12 protein-coding genes and 2 pseudogenes are annotated in these 19,763 nt (G+C 33.5%); 6 read left to right on the top strand and 8 right to left on the bottom strand.

The annotated features are described in order from the left end of the window. Positions 1 to 907: 907 nt before the first annotated feature. Complete coding sequence (locus ACLBWW_RS17355; protein ID WP_048544249.1) at positions 908 to 1,651, bottom strand: M15 family metallopeptidase; 744 nt, start codon at positions 1,649 to 1,651, stop codon at positions 908 to 910. Positions 1,652 to 1,895: 244 nt separating this feature from the next. Between ACLBWW_RS17355 and ACLBWW_RS17350 the strand changes: the two genes are divergently transcribed. Next, a complete protein-coding gene (locus tag ACLBWW_RS17350) occupies positions 1,896 to 2,150 on the top strand; it encodes a SunI/YnzG family protein (protein ID WP_002035246.1) in 255 nt (84 codons plus the stop codon). 511 nt (positions 2,151 to 2,661) lie between these two features. On the opposite strand, the gene ACLBWW_RS17345 is transcribed toward ACLBWW_RS17350, so the two are convergent. Continuing rightward, the gene (locus ACLBWW_RS17345) at positions 2,662 to 5,961 is read right to left on the bottom strand and encodes a VaFE repeat-containing surface-anchored protein (protein ID WP_447614138.1); all 3,300 of its coding nucleotides are present in this window, start codon (positions 5,959 to 5,961) and stop codon (positions 2,662 to 2,664) included. 1,029 nt (positions 5,962 to 6,990) lie between these two features. On the opposite strand from ACLBWW_RS17345, the gene ACLBWW_RS17340 reads away from it, so the two are divergent. Beyond that, positions 6,991 to 8,247 (top strand): ATP-binding protein, encoded by a 1,257-nt coding sequence (locus tag ACLBWW_RS17340; RefSeq protein WP_447614137.1) that lies wholly within the window; start codon positions 6,991 to 6,993, stop codon positions 8,245 to 8,247. A gap of 226 nt (positions 8,248 to 8,473) precedes the next feature. On the opposite strand, the pseudogene ACLBWW_RS17335 reads toward ACLBWW_RS17340, so the two are convergent. Then, positions 8,474 to 8,791 (bottom strand): annotated as a pseudogene (locus ACLBWW_RS17335) (response regulator transcription factor); the annotation flags it as partial. Positions 8,792 to 9,055: 264 nt separating this feature from the next. Here ACLBWW_RS17335 and ACLBWW_RS17330 point away from each other — a divergent pair. Then, positions 9,056 to 11,065, top strand: coding sequence for a beta-lactamase family protein (locus ACLBWW_RS17330; protein ID WP_262721122.1), 2,010 nt, complete (start codon positions 9,056 to 9,058; stop codon positions 11,063 to 11,065). Positions 11,066 to 11,193: 128 nt separating this feature from the next. Here ACLBWW_RS17330 and ACLBWW_RS17325 read toward each other — a convergent pair. Next, a pseudogene (locus ACLBWW_RS17325) lies at positions 11,194 to 11,409 on the bottom strand (DDE-type integrase/transposase/recombinase); the annotation flags it as partial. A 423-nt stretch (positions 11,410 to 11,832) separates the two neighbouring features. Beyond that, positions 11,833 to 12,423: a histidine phosphatase family protein gene (locus ACLBWW_RS17320; RefSeq protein ID WP_048543746.1), complete on the bottom strand. Its 591-nt coding sequence runs from the start codon at positions 12,421 to 12,423 to the stop codon at positions 11,833 to 11,835. A 213-nt stretch (positions 12,424 to 12,636) separates the two neighbouring features. On the opposite strand from ACLBWW_RS17320, the gene ACLBWW_RS17315 reads away from it, so the two are divergent. Continuing rightward, entirely contained in the window at positions 12,637 to 14,067 is a 1,431-nt protein-coding gene (locus ACLBWW_RS17315) for an IS4 family transposase (protein ID WP_098221471.1), read from the top strand. 470 nt (positions 14,068 to 14,537) lie between these two features. On the opposite strand, the gene ACLBWW_RS17310 is transcribed toward ACLBWW_RS17315, so the two are convergent. From ACLBWW_RS17310 to ACLBWW_RS17300, 3 genes are all read right to left on the bottom strand, one after another. Then, a complete protein-coding gene (locus ACLBWW_RS17310) occupies positions 14,538 to 15,515 on the bottom strand; it encodes a DUF4179 domain-containing protein (protein WP_048543750.1) in 978 nt (325 codons plus the stop codon). 3 nt (positions 15,516 to 15,518) lie between these two features. Next, entirely contained in the window at positions 15,519 to 16,049 is a 531-nt protein-coding gene (locus ACLBWW_RS17305; protein ID WP_048543752.1) for an RNA polymerase sigma factor SigX, read from the bottom strand. Between the two features lie 562 nt (positions 16,050 to 16,611). Continuing rightward, positions 16,612 to 17,424, bottom strand: a complete 813-nt coding sequence (locus ACLBWW_RS17300; RefSeq protein WP_048543754.1) for a MerR family transcriptional regulator — start codon at positions 17,422 to 17,424, stop codon at positions 16,612 to 16,614. A gap of 84 nt (positions 17,425 to 17,508) precedes the next feature. Between ACLBWW_RS17300 and ACLBWW_RS17295 the strand changes: the two genes are divergently transcribed. Beyond that, the gene (locus tag ACLBWW_RS17295; RefSeq protein WP_000384374.1) at positions 17,509 to 18,681 is read left to right on the top strand and encodes an MDR family MFS transporter; all 1,173 of its coding nucleotides are present in this window, start codon (positions 17,509 to 17,511) and stop codon (positions 18,679 to 18,681) included. A 128-nt stretch (positions 18,682 to 18,809) separates the two neighbouring features. Beyond that, on the top strand, positions 18,810 to 19,763 hold a 954-nt coding region (locus ACLBWW_RS17290; RefSeq protein ID WP_000072034.1), incomplete at its 3' end, for an IS4 family transposase.

Raw genomic sequence — 19,763 nt, 5'->3', positions numbered from 1 at the left:
ATTCTTGGTTCTTTTCTGGTCAATATGGAGAATATCGACTATCATAATCTGATTTGTAAAACATGAATTCCTTCGAATAAAAATCAATATTATGTCCATAATGTTAATAGGCTGTATGCCAAAATCCATTTAGTTTTCTCTGTATCTCCTTGTATTGAGCAGTTAGTTTTTGCTAGCTGCTCTTTTATTTATGAAAAAAGATAATTTTTTTATAATGATTCTTCTTTATTTCTCAATATAAGGAGCCTTGGATTTTCATTAAAACTCCTGTAGTATATGAACAAAGAGTAAGGTAAGAGTTACTCTTTGCCATTTTAGGAAAGGTTCTGTTGGAAACAGCGGAACCTTTTTTCGTGATTTAAAGGTACTAAGACAAAAATGAAATATTTACCATGAAGGTAGTTGTTAAATATTTTACGCTTATACAGTATAATGGGATAGTTATTGTGTATTGGCATTAAGAGGAGCGTCCTGATTAAGCGCTTCTCTTTTTTTATAAAATAGCTCCAAATTACTTGGACACATTTACCAGTTTATTCAACACAAATATCATGTTAAAATCCCTTGTGAATACGACATAACTCAACTTGGTGAAGCCCTGTAATATTTTCTGTAGGGCTTCTTTTTTTACAAGCAGTTATTTCATTAAGCTGACTACCTTGTTGTGCAAAATAACGATTTTGTTCACTTTTTTGATACATTTATAAAACATTCATATGTTATCTTCAGTAAGTTCTATTTCCTTTATAATATTGTGTGAAGTATAACAACGAACAAAGCCTAAAAAACTCTAATGAAGTGATGAAAAAAACCTAATTTCTCTACAAAACATTGAGAAATTAGGCTTTTTAATAGAAAAAGTAGCATTCATAAACAATGAATACAGTTTAACTCTTCAATTCTATTTTCACAGATTCATATATTCTTCTAAAGTCAGTTTTTCCTTATATATATTTTCAGCAATATCTCCTACATAGCGAATATGCCAAGGTTCATATGCATAGCCCGTAATACTTTCCTTCCCCTTAGGATAACGAATGATAAACCCTGCACGATGCGCGTTTTCTTTCAGCCATTTTCCTTCCTTCGTATTCGCAAAGGATAGCTCTAGTTCATTGTTCGCACTTTTAGAAGAAACATCCATCGTTAAACCTGTTTGATGTTCGCTATGCCCTGGCTTTGCAGAGAAGCGATCCGTATGCTCTTGCCCTTTCTTTTTAACATTGTTGGCATACAGACCTTTTTGATACTCATAGGAACGAAATCCTGAAACAGCATTCAACTGGATCCCATCTTGCTTAGCTAAAAGGAATAGTTTTTCTAATGCTTCCGCTGCTTCTTTACGAAGATGACTCTTTTCTACCGTTCCACTAAATGAGAACGGTACATTTGGTACAACTAAATCCTCTGGCATATAGTCTTCGGGTAAACCATATTCCTTATTAACTACAGCCTGTACACTAGCAAAAGAACTTGCTATCTTATTTGAAGTCCTATTTTGCTTACTATTTTTTTCTTTATTTATGGAGTTTTCACTAGTTTCATGGTTTGTCTTATATGGTTCTTTACCAATAGATATATTGGTGTAAATAATAAAGATACCTAACATTACTACTATACAAGTTAAGGTTCCTACTAATTTAAGTCTCATCATTCATTTCCTTCCTGCAACTCCTACTGTTACTCATTCATCATACTTCAACCATATCAAATCCATATTAATTCCCTGTGAACTTTTCTTCATAACGTATTCCTTAATAGATTGATAGTATATCTTCCCTTTCTTTTGACACCCTTAAAATATCAGCTCTATTCATACATGTAGAAAAATAATCTAAAAATTTGTATAATGGGATAAGAAGTGTAGCATTCTATTATAGAAAGGTCTTGGTATAATGCTAGGTATTGATGTCAAAAAAACAAAAGAAGAGTTAATTATTTCATGGCAATTTGCGGAGGTCACGATTCCATTACGTGATGTAATCGAGGTTACCGAAGATGCTACCTATGCGGGTGTTGAAGAACCAAGTGCAATCCGTATCGGAACAGCATATGGGACAACTGATCGTATATTAATTAGAACTGTAAAACAAAATTATGTATTATTTACTACAAACAAAGTGTCGATTTTAAACGCAATTCACGCGTAACAATGAGTAGATAAACGCGCTTAAACAAAGTTCAAGTGAAATATGAAGGTGCAAAGTCATAGAATTGACTTCGCACCTTTTTTAAAACAATCTATATGAATGAAAATTCCCTTTAACATTTCAGTAAGGCCAAAGCCACTTCTGTCACACCATTCTACTTTGTGTCCCATTTATCTAAATTGAAGAGATAACGCTCTCTTTTTTTGATAAAATTATCTCTATAATGATAGCAGGAAAGGATTTGTTGCTTTATCACGGCAGAAAAAACACAGTTTGTAAAAAAAGAGCATTATATCCCCCAGTTCTCTATGAGACCTTTTGAAATAGCTAAGGGATTTTGTCTCACAGTGAATTTAGAAGCTGACACTTTGGAAGCTAAGGAAAAGAAAACAGGGAATTATTACAACAACTCAAAAATAATCAAATAGATTAAAATACTGTAAATAGAACTAAATTACTAACATAAAAATAAGCACATCCTGTAAAAACAGATGTGCTTATTTTTTAATTTCTATGCATTTTTACGTTTTAAGAAAATTACTCCACCAACAATTAGCAGTAATGCTCCTGCAGCCATAGAGATCCAACTTGTAAGGTCAGCACCTGTTTGCGGTAACCATCCAATTTTAGATTGAACTTCTTTCTTAGGTTGTGGTTGTTCTTTTGGTTGTTCTGAAGTTGGAGTATTTTTATCTTGATGCGGCTGTTCTGGTTTTGGTTGTTCCGGTTTTGGTTGTTCCGGTTTTGGTTGCTCCGGTTTTACTTCTTTAAATTTCACCGTTTGCCCCTTATCTTCGATGTCAACGTGAATAGCTACCAAGACATTATCTTGATACAATTCTTCAAACACTACCACTTCTTTACCTTGTAATGCAGAAGCATTGAATGTGAAATCGAGTGTGATAGAGCCATTTTTCTCTTTTGCAGTAAACTTAGATTCTACTGTTACTTCTTTACCATCAACTAATAATGGTTTTTTTGTTGCTTTATCCATTAGTTTTCCTTTTACTACGTACTCTTTACCCACGATTAAGTCTTTGTATTCCACTTTATCTTGGATTGTTACAGTTTTAGAAGCGTCTAACTCTTTAGAACCATCAGCTTTATTTGTAGCTGTCGTTTTAATAGAAGGCTCTACAAATCGAACTGTTTGACCTACATCGTTAATATCAGCGTGAGTTGCAATTACTTTACCTTCATGCAATACGTCTTCAAACACAACTACTTCTCTTCCTTGCTGTTCAGCACCAACGAAAGTAAAGTCTAATGTTACAAAACCATTCTTTTCTTTTGCAATAAATTTAGTCTCAGCTGTTACTTCTTTACCATCAATTAATAATGGTTCGTTAATAGCTTTGTTCATTAATTTTCCTTTTACAGTGTACTCTTTACCAACAACTAAGTTAGTGTACTCCACTTTATCCTGAATTGTGATAGAATCCTTTGAATGAATCTCTTTTCCACCATCAGCTTTGTTTGTAGCAGTTGTTTTTACTGATGGCTTAACGAACTTAACTGTTTGACCTTTATCATTGATATCAGCATGTGTAGTAACAACTTTTCCGTCTTTCAGTAACTCTTCGAATACTACTACTTCTTTTTCTTCTAAACCAGTTGCATCAAAAGTGAAATCTAGTGTAATAGAACCAGCTGCTTCTTTTGGTGTAAACTTAGTTTCAGCAGTTACTTCTTTACCATTTACAACAAATGGTTTATTAGTCTTTTTATCCATTAATTTACCTTTTAAAGTGTACTCTTTACCTACTTGTAGGTCTTTGTATTCCACTTTATCTTGGATTGTTACAGACTTAGAAGTGTGCATTTCTTTTGTACCATCGGTTTTATCAGTAGCTGTTGTTTTTACTGATGGAATCTTTTCATCTTTGACAATATGTTTAATGATGTGACCATTCTCTTTGATCTCAAAAGAGAATATTTCTTCATTCAATACATAACCTTTTGGTGCAACAGTTTCTTTATATGTGTATTTTCCAAATGGTAACTTTTCAAACTTCGCGATACCTTTATCGTCTGTTTTCCCTTTAACTACTTCTTTTCCTGCTTCATTATAAATAGTAAACTCTGCATTCGGAAGCTTATTGTTTCCATCAGCTACATCAACTTTTGTAATTTCTAGATCACCTTTGATACGATGATTAACTGCTAATAGCTCAATAATTTTTCCGTGTTCCTTTATTTCGAACACAATTGGTTCTGTAATAAGAACGTAACCATTTGGAGAAGCCTTTTCTACAAATGAATATTTACCATACGCTAAATCTTTGACATTAACTTCACCATTTTTATCTGTCTTATATTCCCCAATTACTTTCCCGCTTGCATCTTTTAGCTCGAATACTGCACCTTCTAATTTTTTACTGATATCTTCATTATCTACTTTTAGTAATTTCACACTACCTTTCACTTCTGTATTTTCCACTGTAAAAGTAAGTGTTTTATTGTGCTCTTTAATTTCAAAAGGATACTTTGTTTTATTTCCAATATATCCATTAGGTGTTTTCGTCTCTAAGAAATAATATTTACCATACGTAAGACCATCAACATTTGCAATTCCATTTTCTTTTGTTACTACTTTTTTCGCTTCTTTTCCATCTTCAGTAAAGACCGTGAATTCAACATTAGGCAACATCTTACCTGAATCACTACGTTTTTTTATTTCGATGTTACCTTTTACTTTGTTGTTTACTACTTGAACAGCTCCTATTTCCCCTGTCTTAACTTCAATAGTTTGTGGTTTATCACCTGAAACATAACCTGTTGGTGCTTTAATTTCTTTTACTGTGTAGGTACCAATTGGTAGGTTATTTAATTCTGCAGTACCATCAGCACCCGTCGTTATTTTTCCAACTGATTCATTATTTGCATTAAAGACTTCAAATACTGCACCAGCTAATATTTCTCCATTTTCCCCAACCTTTTTAATTTTTAAAGAACCAGCAGCTTCCCAATTTACTGCAAGGTCACTACTAAGCTTTTCCTCATTTCTTTCTAGTAGCACTGTAGCATTCTGAACAGTATCAGTACCGCGATAAGCAATTGCTTGAACTTTAGTTAAATTTGCAGCAACACTTAGATTAAATTCACCTGTTTTTATATCTTTAGGAATTTGGATACGGAATTTTTCCCCAAGTGAAAGCTGATCTTTCACTTCTCCATTTTCACTAACAATTTTAACTCCATTAGGTGCATTTTTCGCTACTACTTTATAAGAACCACTCTTAGCATTTGTTTGTACTGTGTATAGGTTTGTTTCAAAAAACTCACCCTTTAATTCTGCCTTTTGCTTTTCAGCAGGAATCACATTCATAAAAATATCTTGAGTATCTTCACTTGTATTTGCAGCATTAATAATTGTCTTAGCCGCTTTTTCAACATTTTTATTTTCATGCTTTAATTCATTTACATCAAGTTGACCTAATGTATTCCAAACCGCAAGCTGAGTTGCATAATGTGCTTCATTCTTATTAGCTACTCCCAGTTGTTCTATACTTTTTTGTGGGAAACCATTTAATAGAACCCTATATACTACATTATCTGTTTTTCCCATTTCAGGAAGATCTTCACCATTTGGTGATTTTAAGCCAAGAGTTAAACAATAAGCAATTTGACCGCTTGAATTTTTAATAATTTCAGTTCGGATATCCTTTCCTAAACTGTTGCTATAACTCCAGTTCATTGAATACTTTTCATGCGTCATAACCTCCGCATTTGCCTTCGGTAGAAACACATTAAAGAATAATGCTAGTACTGATAATAATGCAAAAACTCTTTTAACAACTCTTCTCCCCAATTTTAAAACCTCCCTAGATAATATGAATCTGATGTATTATTCAAATATTTAAAATAATCACAACGAAGATATTTCATATTATAAGACATAAAGTTACAAATATTATATTATTTTTACAAATTATTTATTTTCTCAATATCCACTAAAAATTATAATATTTAAATATTATAATTTTAAAAAGTAACGATATTAGGATACCTTAACAAAATAAGAAACTTGGTAAAATGCTAGAATAACGGTAGTTGGAGTACGGAAACGATTCTTGGCATGAAGGACCACTACAAAGATATTTTAATATGTAAACAGATATTTTCAGATTGAATATATGTATTAATAATGAAATTTTATTGCATTTACACCTGCAATGTTTATATAAAAGGTTGTAAATTATGTTTTTATAGGATTTTTTCTATTAGTTTACTGGAAATTTGCATTATTATGTGACAATAAATATCATTGTATTTAATATAAAATGATATAAAAAAAGGGTATGTGAATAATTATCAGAACTTTCGATTAATTAATTATACTAAAATTAGTATTAAGAATATTAGCAAAAAAAGTAACAACGTTATTACAAAGTTCGAATATTGGTCTAAGTACCCTAGCATCTCAATGGTAACCTCTTGAATACTTTTACGTTTTTAAATAAATTAAAATAACAAAAAAATAATAATTTTTAATTTTTTCTTTGTAATTTAATAAGTTGCATGTTAATATGGCGAAGGTTATAAAATGGATTTCGCCATACACAATGTTTTTTCGGAATATTCACTCCAGAGAAACGTAACTATTTCAGTAATTTGCTTCATCTTTTACCTATACAAGGGCTACTTTCAATTTTTTTGTTCATAAGTAAAAGTAACTTTTTATTCTATCTTCCTCATCGATTTTAATATAAATGGTAAAAAAGCACTTTTTCAAGTGCCCTTCCTTTTCTTTTTTAAAGATAGAAAATCTAATAAAATCAAACACCTAGATTAAACACAGACATAATCCTACTTACAAACTCTCAGAGAGGTATAAACTATGGGAATTCCTACACTATTATTAAATACATTTATTATTATTATTTGTATCCTTAGTTACCAAGTATTTTGGCTAGAACATAAAGAAAAAATGGCATGTAATAATATATTAATTTCTGTACTTTCCTCCATTGCAATTATTTTTTGTATGACTTTTCCTTTTCATTTACACGCTGGGTTCATTTATGATTTACGTTTTATTCCCATTATATTAGTTTTTCTATATGGAAATACAAAGAGCATTATTTGTATTGGAGTTTTATATCTTTCTTATAGATTTTACTTAGGTGGAAGCGGAGTCTTCCCATCATTTATTATCTTTACTATTATTTCTGTTATTACAATCATGTTTCGTTACTTGTCACCTACTTATTTCAAGGAAAAGAAGATATTATTAAGTATTCTACTTATTTTGATATGTACAACTTCCCTTTCTATCTGCGGTATTGTAACGCAAATAGATACAGGTGGTAAAATTGACTCTACTCTCATTGAATTTTTATTCAATTATATAATCATAAATATTTTCACAGTATTATTATCAATTTATTTAATAGAAGGAATGATCAAGAAATATAAAATAAAAGAAAGAATGCAAAGAGCAGAAAAATTTTATATAGCTAGCGAACTAGCTGCATCGATCGCGCATGAAATTCATAATCCACTGACCACGGTACGTGGATTCACTCAATTACTAAATGAAGATGTGAGTGCTAAGATGTCTCAAGATAAGTACTTAGAAATTATGTTACTTGAAATGCAGCAAATACAATCTACTATTAATAACTATTTATCTTTAACCAAACCACAAAATATTATAAAAGAGGAACTAGATATTAATTACATATTAAATCAAGTGAAAGATAATATTTCACCACTCGCGCTTTCATATAATGTTGAAATAAAACAGCATATTACAACAGATTCCCTTTACATAAATGCTAATCCTGAAAAATTAAAAATATGTCTAACCAACATCATACAAAATGGAATTGAGGCTATGAAAAATGGTGGTGTATTACAAATAAATATACAAAAAATAAAAGATAATATTGTAATTGATATCATTGATACAGGAATAGGAATGTCTTCCCAACAAATAAAACGTATTGCCTTGCCATTTTATTCAACAACAGAAAAAGGTACTGGGCTTGGTACTATGATTGCGTACAGTATTATTAAAGAATTAAACGGAGATATAGAGATAGAAAGTGAACTAGGAAAAGGAACACACTTTTCTATCACTATCCCCTGCTAATATAATAGAAGATTTATTTAAATGATATTATTTTGTGGCTAATATACCCATATAAAAAGAGGACGTAACTATTCGTCCTCTTTTTGTATGGTCCTGGTGCAAAAATGTTAGTTAGAAACATAGAGTAGCAATTTCCTTTTCATTTCTATCAAATTACATTTTTTGAGGTGTGGTCCCCGAAACCCCGAATTATTCACGTACCCCTAGCAAACGAGAGCACTCCCTCTTACGAGAGTAATCCTGTATCTCTTGCTTTTTGCACGGCTTCTTCCCGATTTTTGACTTCTAGCTTGTCATAAAGAGTAGAGGCATAATTTCTAACTGTGCCATTTGATAAGTAAAGTTTCGAAGCAATTGTTTTATAACGGATTCCTTGAGACAAAAGATTCAAAACCTCTAACTCGCGTTTCGTTAAGCCATACTCTTTTCCATCTGACTTCAATTCGACTGACTCTTCCTCATCATTTCCATCCCACATCTTATGGAACAAATCTTGGTCAATCATCGTGCCTCCCCGATAGATGAGGCGAATCGATTCAGCTTTCTTTTCTTTGCTAATACCCTATGAGTCGCTCTTCGATTCTAACTTTTCATCTGTCACACACAGTAGTGTCAAAATGTCATAACTTGTAGGTCGTGTGTATAAAACTAGCCGTACTCCGCTCTATTTTTTATGTCATGCATGAATATGACGAAAGGTCACTAGTTACTATGACTTGCTACTTGCTACACTCGGCTCATACACTAACGAGCTGACAACTCGTTGTGCAAACAAGAAATCTTCAATCTCATAAAGGAGTGTACAAAAATGAAAAAAGTAATCAATAAACTGGGGCTCGTCACAATTCTGCTCACTTCTACAAGCATGATTTCTGCATGTTCACAAGAATCATTAGAAGTTGGAAAATCAAAGTCATCGACACTTGCAACCAATATCAAAATGACGAAGGCACCTAATAACAAAAAAGAAGTAGAATCTTTTGCTGATCCGTTATTCGAAGAAAAAATGAAGAAGTACAATGTGAACGGTTCAAGTTTTGTCGTCGTTCATGATGGAAAGATCGTCGTCAATAAAGGGTATGGTTATGCAGATAAAGAAAAGAAGATTCCCGTCAATAAGGACACGGTCTTTCAAATCGCTTCAGTCTCGAAAACTTTTACCACCTTGGCCGTGATGCAACAAGTTGATAAAGGAAAGCTTAAACTAGATCAAGATGTACAACAATATCTCGGTGGATTAAAAATTCCCAATAAAACAGGAAAACCCCTCACCCTGTTTGATATGTTGACCTATACCAGCGGCGTAGACCTGCCCGATATCACCACGCTAATCGGGCCTGAATATGTAAATCAAAATATATCTATTAGGGAATTTCTACCTAAACATATGCCGACAGTGGTACGGCCGCCCGGTGAAGCTTATACGTATGACAACTTTGCATTTTTACTCGCAGGATTTGCAGTGGAGAATGTTACAGGCACATCTTTCTCACGATATATGGAAAAGAATATTTTCAAACCATTAGGCATGAAGTCTACAAGTGTGCGCTTTACACCTGACCTTCTCAAAAGAATGGCTACACATTACGGTCCCACTGGCGATCCTCATCCAATAAATGGGCACGCTCCAACTGATGGACCACAAGGAAGCATTTTGTCCACCGGGGAAGACATGTCAAAGTACATGATTATGCAACTACAGAATGGAAAGTTTGAAGGTAAAGAAATCGCAAGTAAAAAAAGCATGGATATGATGCATACCTACCAAGTTTTCGCAGATAAGACGATTCCTATTGCGACAGTTGGATTTGAAACATATTTCAATGACCTTGCCAACGGTCAACATGTCGTATTAAAGGGCGGGAATATGCCAGGACATTCTTCATTGATGGTTTTGATACCTGAACAAAAAACCGCATTCTTCATGTCTTACAATAATGATTCTATGATGAGTCGAGAAGTGTATGAAGCGTTCATGGATCATTATTTCCCTGCTCCCAAAGCGGAGAAAACAGTATATTTCTCGTTAGAGGAAAAAGAATCCCAAAAATACTTGGGCATGTACCAAAACACACGTGCGTTTGCGATCCGTACCCACTTTACCTATGAGAATGGAACGTTGGTCATGGAAGATGAAACAGCTGGCAAACAAGTCCTGAAAATGATTCACCCTTTGTTGTTTGAGGATCCAGAAGGAAATAAGATTGCTTTCCAAAAAAATGCGGCCGGAGAAATCGCATATTTTTATTACACCAGTCCTAAAGGCCTAGGCATTGTTGCTCAATCTCAGAAAATCAATATCAAACCACCTTTTGCAGACGTCCCGCAAAAGAGTAATTATAGAAGCCATATCGACAATCTTCATGCTTTAAACATCATGGATGCTAAAGCGGATAATCTATTCGATCCGATGGGTACGATGACACAAGGAGAATTTACGGATGCCTTGTTGTTGGCACATGGATGGAACATTTTCCCGGGTCAAGCCGGAGGGATTAAGAAGCAATGTATAGCAGGTATACCAGAATATGACCGCGCGACTCCGATTAGCAGACAAGTTGCAGCAACCATGATTCAAAACTTGAAGCAGATTCAACCTGACCAAACCAATCATGTGAAATTGCTCGAAACTGCGGATGCCTGGGCGGTCCAGTCCATTCAATCCCTTGCCTCACAAGGCATCATAGACCCTGGTACTACCATCAATACTGACGGATCTTTTACCTTCCGTCCGAAGGATTTGTTACTGCGTCAAGAAGCGAGCGCCTTGCTCGATTTGGCTTTTGGCTATTATGCACTGCCTATTAAACAGAAATAAGCATTCACCCAAACATGAATCATGGCAAATGTTTAGGGGGGTATCCCATCAGCATAAAGATAAAGGGTTCTGGTGCAAAGATTGCATCTATTTGAAAGAGGTATATAGATTCCTAATGGAATCTATTCTTATGTAGCCATTCCGAATAGTTGATGAATAAACTTCATTTCATTTTGGACAGACTTGTCCCGTAAAATAAGTTGGCCTTTTTTAATGATATGCATAGCTTCTATTCCTGAAAGAATAGATTTAGCTGTACAAAAAGATTTCAATCCCAACATTGAACGAACTCTCTTTTTAATAAAACGATGATCTTGCTCTACAATGTTATTAAGGTATTTTATGTCTATCAAAACTGACTGAAATATGTTTAAAATTCAGTTCAAAAACTCATGACCAAAAACAAAGTTTTATATCAAACATCAAATACCGTTTATGGAACACTCTTAATGTACGGAAAACCAAGTTTTTAAATAAAAAGTTCCTTAGCGTACGAAATTCGCGTTATGTTGGCGGGACCCCATCGCCATCAAGTTAAGAAATACATTCTTCCCCAAAACGAAAAAATGAGTTGTTTTTGTTACGTTACCAGTTCTAACAAAGATTTGCTACGTTATTCCATTTTCCAATGTGTTTTTGATTTTTCAACTATATCTTCTTCAAATGATGAATGAAACAAATGTCAAGTAACCCTAAAATATAATACACTTACGATGTACTATATTTTAGGGTTACTTGACGTTTACTTTATATAATGTGATATTCGACTATATACATTCTAAGTGATTCGTATCGTTGATAAAATGAATTACTTTTTCTTTATCCGTAAGTTCAATCATACTAATCCCTGTATCTCCTACTTTAAAATAGTAATCCATGTTAATTGGCATTTGGAAAAAGGCACGTAATATACTAGTAATTACCCCGCCATGAGCTACAATTGCAATCCGTTCATATTTATTTTCTGTCACAATTTTAGAAAATATCGTTTCAATTCTCATTCGAAACTCAATGAATGATTCCCCATTTTCAAAACGATCATGAAGAAATTTTGGCTCTGGATACTTTTTCGCTTCTTCGAAAGACATGCCAGCCTGTATACCATTATTAAATTCCATTAATTCTTCTTCAAATTTCACTGGACAACCAATTGCTTTCGCTAATGTTTCAGCAGTTTCTCGCGCCCTCTTTAATGTACTTGCCCATATAAAATCTGGTGGAAAGTCATTTTTCACTTTATGTACTAAACCTTTCACTTGTTTTCTACCCATTTCCGTTAATTCAAAATCTGCTCTTCCTTCATGTACGTTTAAAATATCCGCTTCCGATTCCCCATGCCTAATTAATAGTATTTGCATACCTTTTCCCCCTTACATCTTTTAAACTAGATTGATATATTACCATATTTTACCGATATATTCAAATGAATAAGAAATTCTTACTTTTAATAACATATCCTTTAACTTGTGGTACCGTCTCATCGCTATCAAGCTAACAAAACTAAATTTCCTTAAAATGAAAAAATACGCTATTCTTTTTGTAAAAACATAGGAAAGGATGGCGTTTTTGGTATGAACTTATCGACTTTTGATAAATTAGAGTTGTTTTCTAAAGAGTTACAACGATATATGTCACCTGGTGCTTTAGAACAATTAGCTAGAGAAATAGGATTTGTTCAAAGAAAAAGTAAATATCGTGCGCAAGATTTAGTAGCTCTTTGTGTTTGGTTAGGCGAAAACATAGCAAATACTTCATTGACACAACTATGTAGTCGATTAGAAGCTAACACAGGTATTTCTATGAGTCCAGAAGGACTCAATCAACGCTTTAATTCTCGAGCTGTACAGTTTTTACAACAACTCTTAGCACATTTACTTCACCAACAATTTTGTGCTTCTAGCAAGATTCCAACTTTGTATACAAAATATTTTCGACGTATCCGCATCTTGGATTCTACCCATTTTCAAATTCCAGATAAATTCACTTCTACATATCAAGGTTCAGGTGGTAGCGGTCAAAGTGCTGGAGTAAAAATTCAACTAGATTATGATTTACTAAGTGGTCAATTTCTTCATGTTCATGTAGTATCCGGAAAACACAATGATAAAACGTATACTTCTACTTGTTTAACATCCCTTCAACCGAACGATGTATGTATACGTGATTTAGGATATTTCGACTTAAAAGATTTACATACTATAAGCGAGTGTGATGCTTATTTTATTTCGCGATTAAAGCTTAATACACGTATATATCAGAAGAATAAAGAACCTGAATACTTTCAAAATGGAACCATAAAAAAGCAATCTGAGTACATCCAATTAGATATGGAGCAATTTATTGACCAATTACAGTCAGGTGAAACATATGAAATTCCTGAAATCTATATTGGAATGTATCAAAAGCTTCCGGCAAGACTAATTATGTATAAATTAACTGAAACGCAAATGAAGCGTAGACAAAAGGATTTAGCTTCTAAAGAACATAAGAAGCAAATTACCTATAAAGAACGCAGTAAACGACTTAGTGCAATTAACTTTTACGTTACAAATATTCCATTGGAATATCTGCCAAAAGAGCAAGTATACGATTTTTACTCCTTACGATGGCAAATTGAACTTATCTTTAAAACATGGAAAACATTTTTTCGTATTCATAAATGTAGTTCTGTAAAATTAGATAGACTAGAATGTCACTTATACGGACAATTAATAAGTATCCTTCTTTGTTCCTCCACCATGTTTCAAATGCGCCAACTACTCCTCATCAAGAAGAAACGAGAATTAAGCGAATATAAAGCAACTTATATCATAAAAGATTATTTCTTACTTATTTATCAATCTTTGCAAAAAGACACCCAAGAATTAACAAAGATATTGTTTCGGCTGTTCAATCTTTTGCAGAAAAACGGACAAAAATCCCATAGGTATGAGAAGAAAACAGTCTTTGATATCTTAGACGTCGTCTACAACTTTTCCATGTCTCATAATCATGTAGCGTAATTCAAAAAATCGAAACCCAATAGGGTTTATTTGATATGCAATTCTTTAAAAAACTTACACGGGATCTTTAGAAAAAAGAAGAAATCTCGCGTGAAATTAAACTAATATAAGCTTAGCTTGATGGGCATGTGGCGGGACCCCATCGCCATCAAGTTAAGATTTTGAAGTACCCCCTAAACGAAAAAATTCTTTCTCTATAGGGGCACCATATCAAAAAAGAAAATTGTAAGTTTAGACACATTTTAGATACAAAATAACCGATTCCTTATACGTTAAGGGACCGGTTATTTATTTTCCTACTTTTTTAGGGAGGTTTTTCTCGTAATGGTCTTAAATGATTGATTTAAGGTTATAAACTTAAATCATAAATAAAAGATAGAGTAAAAACTATATAAGAAATAAATGTAACGAAAACAAGAAAACATATAAACTGAGCATTAGATACATATTGTTCTATTCTTTTTTTCATTTTAATTAGTATTATTTTTCAGATGTGAAGTATCAATTTGAATTTCACCTTTCCAAGACCCAATTACTTTTCCAATTCTATTTATATTTACATCTAAAGTAAGGGGCTGTTTAAAATCGTCTTTTCCTCCAGTAACTATAACAAATGTAGCAACACCTTCGGGTTTATCATTATCACGAATGCCTACATCATTTAATTTTTTACCTGCTGCCATAAGTTCAAAAGGAAGACGGTCATCTGAATCATGGATAAATGATAGTCTCCCTTCATGTTTAATCTCAGGGTTTTCCTCTTGTTGCCCATTAATTTTACCATCACTTTCGAGCTCTAATCCTGATGTATCAAATTCAAATGGTACTAAACTTCCGTCAGCTTTTTCCATTCTATAATGAACTGATATACGTGAATCTGCGATATATAATTCTTTGAAATGTACAGTAATACCTTGATCTGTAATTTTTTCATCAATAGGAATATATTTACCATTCTTCATCATATCTTGTGTGACACCATTTTCATCTTGTATTCCTTCATTTACAACTTTATCATTTGTAATTGCATCAGAAAAATATGAGGCAACATTTGTAGCCGCTACTTGTACTTGTGGAATCATTGCTGTTGTGAAAAGTGCTGCTGCAGCTACTGCTGTATACATGAAACGTTTTGATTTTTTACTCATGTTTGTAAAGAGTCCCTTCTTCTGTTGTTTTTTGTGATTTATATTAGAAACATTGTCTAGCTTGGAACGACTTTCAAATGTTTTCCATGCTTGTTCTATATCAATTTTGATTTCTTGTGGTGAATTTGCAGATTCTTCATCTAGCATTATGTTTTCCCATTGATTTAATTTACTGATTTCTACTAATAAATCTTGGCATGCTTCACATGTATCTAGGTGCTTTGTGAATTCCTTTCTTATATCATGAGAAAGTTCTCCATCAATATATGTTTGAATAAATCCGATATCATAACATTTCATTTGTTATGCCTCCTCCATTTGTTTATAAATCTTGCGAAATTTCATTTTGGCTCGGACCAATAATGTTCCAATAGAAGATATTTCAATTTGAAGTATTTCTGCAATTTCTTTATATTGAAAACCAGAGAATTTCATTAGTAAAAGGGTTCGTTCTCGATCATTCATTTTATTTAGTATCGTTTGTACCTTTGTAATTTCCTCTTTTCTTATCCAATCATCGTCTAATGATGAAACATTTTGTACTTCATGGTATTGTATTTCTTTATCAATCTTCGCTTGTTGCCTTTTTTCAGATCGCAAATGGTTATAAGCTACATAAGTAGAAGATTTAATCAACCATCCAGGTATGTTTTCAATTACTTTCCAGTCGCTACGATATAATTGTAAAAATACTTCTTGTGCTAACTCTTCAGCGATAGATTGATCTTTAACAATCCATATAATCTGTTTCACAGCATAAGCATAGTACTGCTTAAATAAATCTTCAAAAGGCATATCAGAAGCATGACTTTCTTCATTTTTTATGGTTAACATGTTAGTTTAAACCTCACTTTCAATTTGATGCCTGTATTATAGAGAAACCAGAAAAACGGATTTTGTGACAGTTTTTCTGGTTATTTTTTTATTATGTACTAAAAAAAGCATTCATCTGATTAAAAGATAAATGCCAAAAGGGAAATGAAAACATAAAACTATAACTCTTGCAGTAGTTTTCTATTAATGGGGTACCGCCACATCGCTATCAAGCTAAGAAAAGTAAATACCCCCAGAACGAAATTTTGTGCTAACTTGTAGCAAAAAAGCTCATTTTTTTATTTTGGGGTAATTCGGAATTCTTAAGTTGATGGACATGTGGCGGTACCCCATCACCATCAAGCTAAGAAAAGCAAATACCCGAAAATGAGAAAATTGACGTCTCCAGATTAAAACGTACAATTTTCTCGTTTTGGGGGTATTTTAAAATTTCAACTTGATGATGGGGTATGCCCTACTAAACATAAAGTTCGATTCTCTTTTTATCACTTTTTTTAAAAGTACTCGCTGCAATTGCTTTTCCTATTTTTAATTTTTACTAAACAAAGATAACATTATAGCTTTAACTCTTTAAACACTTTGTTACCTGTATACTAATTTTAGTAAGATATTCCTCCTTATTATTAGTTCTTAATGGATTGTAGAAGTAATCTTCATAGGCATTTCCTTCAATAACATAGCCCTCTGATTTGATAAATTTCGTGATATTGTGGTATGCGGATTCAATATCTTTATAAGATCCTTGGTGATAATATATGACATAAATTCCTCCTGGTTTTGATTGACCTGTTTCTAAATCACTATAACAAAATAAGTGATCTACCTCCTCATATCTTTCTTGAATCAGGCTCTCTCTTGTTATCACAGATCCAATAGGAGCAGGAACAAACAAGCCTATTTGCTTGCTAAAATGTTTTACCCAATCGAAATCGGTCATGCTATTTTTCGAATTTACATCGCTTAAGAAAATAGATTTTTTCTGTGTCTTTTGGATATAAACCTTCCCAACTTCAACGTTTTTTCTTTCTTCTTCCATTGAAATAATACCCTTAAAGAAACGACGAATTTGAATTAATTTCTCAATTTCTTCTTCCACCAGAACTGTCTGCTGTTTTGCCATTTCAACAAGTTTGTAAGTGTTGGGAGAATTAAGATATTCTTTTAGTTCCTCAATCGAAACTCCCACTTTCCGAAGAGATTGGAGTGTTGAGAATGTATTAATTTGATCGTAGGTATAATATCGATAACCATTGGGAAGTTTACCGGCAGGTTTAAAAAGATTGATTCTATCATAATAAAACAAGGTGTCTTTTTTCACCCCAAAATAACTAGCAAATTCTCCTGTACTTAAGGTTTTAAGGTTTTTTCTCTCCAAGTTAAAAACTCCTCTTGACTATAGACTAACTCCACACTTCATACTAGCATAAGCAAACGCATGTTAATACAGGAGGTTTTTATTATGGATTATTTTCACCCCCTCGTCTGGCAGCTGCTCGGTGGTACGACCTTCGCCCGCACAGCTAGCTTTATGACGATACCATTTTTAGCACTTTATTTACAAAATGATTTACATGCCTCACCAATTATGATTGGTTTAGCAGTCGGTATTTCACAATTGACTGCGACATTTGGTGGCTTCTTCGGTGGTTTCTTTACTGACCGGTTTGGCCGAAAAAAAATTATCATCATATCGATGTTCTGTTGGAGTATAGTCTTTTATGGCTTTGCATTCGCAAACTCTGTTTGGATATTCGTTCTATGCAATGCTCTCAACGGTATCTGTCGTGCATTTTTTGAACCAGCTTCACAAGCTTTGATGATTGACTATACTGACGAAGATAGGCGTCGTCGCCTATTTTCAATTCGATATACTGCCATCAATTTATCAGCTGTGATCGGCCTTTTGCTCGGTATTGTCATTTCAAAAGCATCATCAATAAGTTTTCCATTCCTTATTACTGCAACGATGTACTTATTGTATGCGATTTTCTTAGTCATCACTTTACGACGTATAGAGGAGCAGAATACGGTCAATGTTACGCAAGATATTGGCGACTTGATGCGTGTTCTTTTACAAGATAGCACACTTATGTTGCTCATTATTGCGAGTGTTATTTGCAATTTCGTATATATGCAAACAGAGGCAACAATGCCACAATTGCTTAATTTAACTATGGCAGACGGAGTAGCATTATATTCAGTTCTAATTGTGATTAATGCTGCAACAATCGTAATTCTTCAATTGCCACTCGGCATTTTAAGCGAAAAAGTAGCAATCAAAACAAGTCTTATTTTCGGGGGCGGACTATTAGCACTTGGTATGTTAATCTTCCACTTCGCTGATAATTGGACACTTTTTATTGTCGGTATGGTTGTGTTCTCACTTGGTGAAATTTTTGTTTTCCCAATGACGAGTGCTATAGTCGAAATGATTGCACCCGCGCATCAAAAAGCAACATATCTTGGTTTTATGCAATTTCAAAACTTAGGTGGCTTCTTAGGCCCAGTGCTTGGTGGCTGGTTGATTATCCATTTTGCACCACAATTGTATTTGGTGATGGTTAGCCTATGCTTAGTAGTTATTATTTGCTACATAGCAGCTTTACGTGGCAAATCATTTCGAATGTCTTAATACAAATAAAAACTGTGACTACATGAGGTACGGTCACATTACCATAAAGCTAAGGTTTCACACTATTCATTAAGCAAAAAAGACGTTATTCTTACTGTAGAATTATAGGAAAGGATGGCGTTTTTTGTATGTCTAATTCTGTATCTGACGACTTACAATTATTTGCACAGGAGATAAAGAGTCTTTTATCCCCAAATACCTTACAGAATCTAGCTAGAGATGTTGGATTTGTACAGCGAACAAGTAAGTATCAAGCACAAGAGTTAGTAGCTTTATGCGTATGGCTAAGCCAAAGTGTAGCAAAAACTTCCTTAACCCAGTTATGTAGTTGTTTAGAAGTATCAACAGAAGTACTCATCAGTCCTGAAGGACTAAATCAAAGATTTAACGCCGCAGCCGTCCAGTTTCTACAACAAGTTTTAGCCAAACTTCTAAACCAAAAGTTATCTTCAGCTAAGCTAATTTCTTCTCCATATACTTCTATTTTCAAGCGTATTCGTATCTTAGATTCAACTGCATTTCAACTCCCGGATGTATTTTCATCGGTTTATCCAGGTGCAGGAGGATGCAGCCATACAGCTGGGATAAAAATTCAGCTTGAGTATGATTTGTTAAGCGGACAGTTCCTACATATTCATACAGGTCCAGGTAAACAACATGATCGCACTTACGGCTCTCTGTGTGCCCCAACTGTGGCAGCGAATGATTTATGTATCCGAGATTTAGGTTATTTTCATTTAAAAGACCTTCAATATATACAAGATCAAGAGGCCTACTATATTTCTCGTATCAAGTCGAATACACGTATTTATCAAAAAAATCCTAACCCTGATTATTTTCAAGATGGAAGAATTAAGAAAGGTACAGAGTATATACAGTTAGATATGGAGACGGTAATGAACTCCCTTCAGCCAGGACAAACATGGGAAATAGCTAATGCTTATGTAGGAATGATTGATAAAGTATCAGCTCGTGTAATTGTCCATCGATTAACAAAACAACAGCAACAAAAACGATTACAAGATCAAGCTGTAAGAGAAAAAAAGAAAGGAATGAAGTATTCTCCTCGTAGTAAACGACTC

The sequence above is a fragment of the Bacillus sp. M5A3_1b genome (assembly GCF_053345335.1).
Note: the sequence above shows the minus strand (reverse complement) of the source record. Positions and strands in the feature narration are given on the sequence as shown.

Bases quoted from the DNA above. Each gene is read 5' to 3' on its own strand.
- ACLBWW_RS17330 (WP_262721122.1), top strand. From the start codon at position 9,056: ATGAAAAAAGTAATCAATAAACTGGGGCTCGTCACAATTCTGCTCACT.
- ACLBWW_RS17315 (WP_098221471.1), top strand. From the start codon at position 12,637: ATGAACTTATCGACTTTTGATAAATTAGAGTTGTTTTCTAAAGAGTTA.
- ACLBWW_RS17310 (WP_048543750.1), bottom strand. From the start codon at position 15,515: ATGAAATGTTATGATATCGGATTTATTCAAACATATATTGATGGAGAA.
- ACLBWW_RS17340 (WP_447614137.1), top strand. From the start codon at position 6,991: ATGGGAATTCCTACACTATTATTAAATACATTTATTATTATTATTTGT.
- ACLBWW_RS17295 (WP_000384374.1), top strand. From the start codon at position 17,509: ATGGATTATTTTCACCCCCTCGTCTGGCAGCTGCTCGGTGGTACGACC.
- ACLBWW_RS17320 (WP_048543746.1), bottom strand. From the start codon at position 12,423: ATGCAAATACTATTAATTAGGCATGGGGAATCGGAAGCGGATATTTTA.
- ACLBWW_RS17305 (WP_048543752.1), bottom strand. From the start codon at position 16,049: ATGTTAACCATAAAAAATGAAGAAAGTCATGCTTCTGATATGCCTTTT.
- ACLBWW_RS17350 (WP_002035246.1), top strand. From the start codon at position 1,896: ATGCTAGGTATTGATGTCAAAAAAACAAAAGAAGAGTTAATTATTTCA.
- ACLBWW_RS17355 (WP_048544249.1), bottom strand. From the start codon at position 1,651: ATGAGACTTAAATTAGTAGGAACCTTAACTTGTATAGTAGTAATGTTA.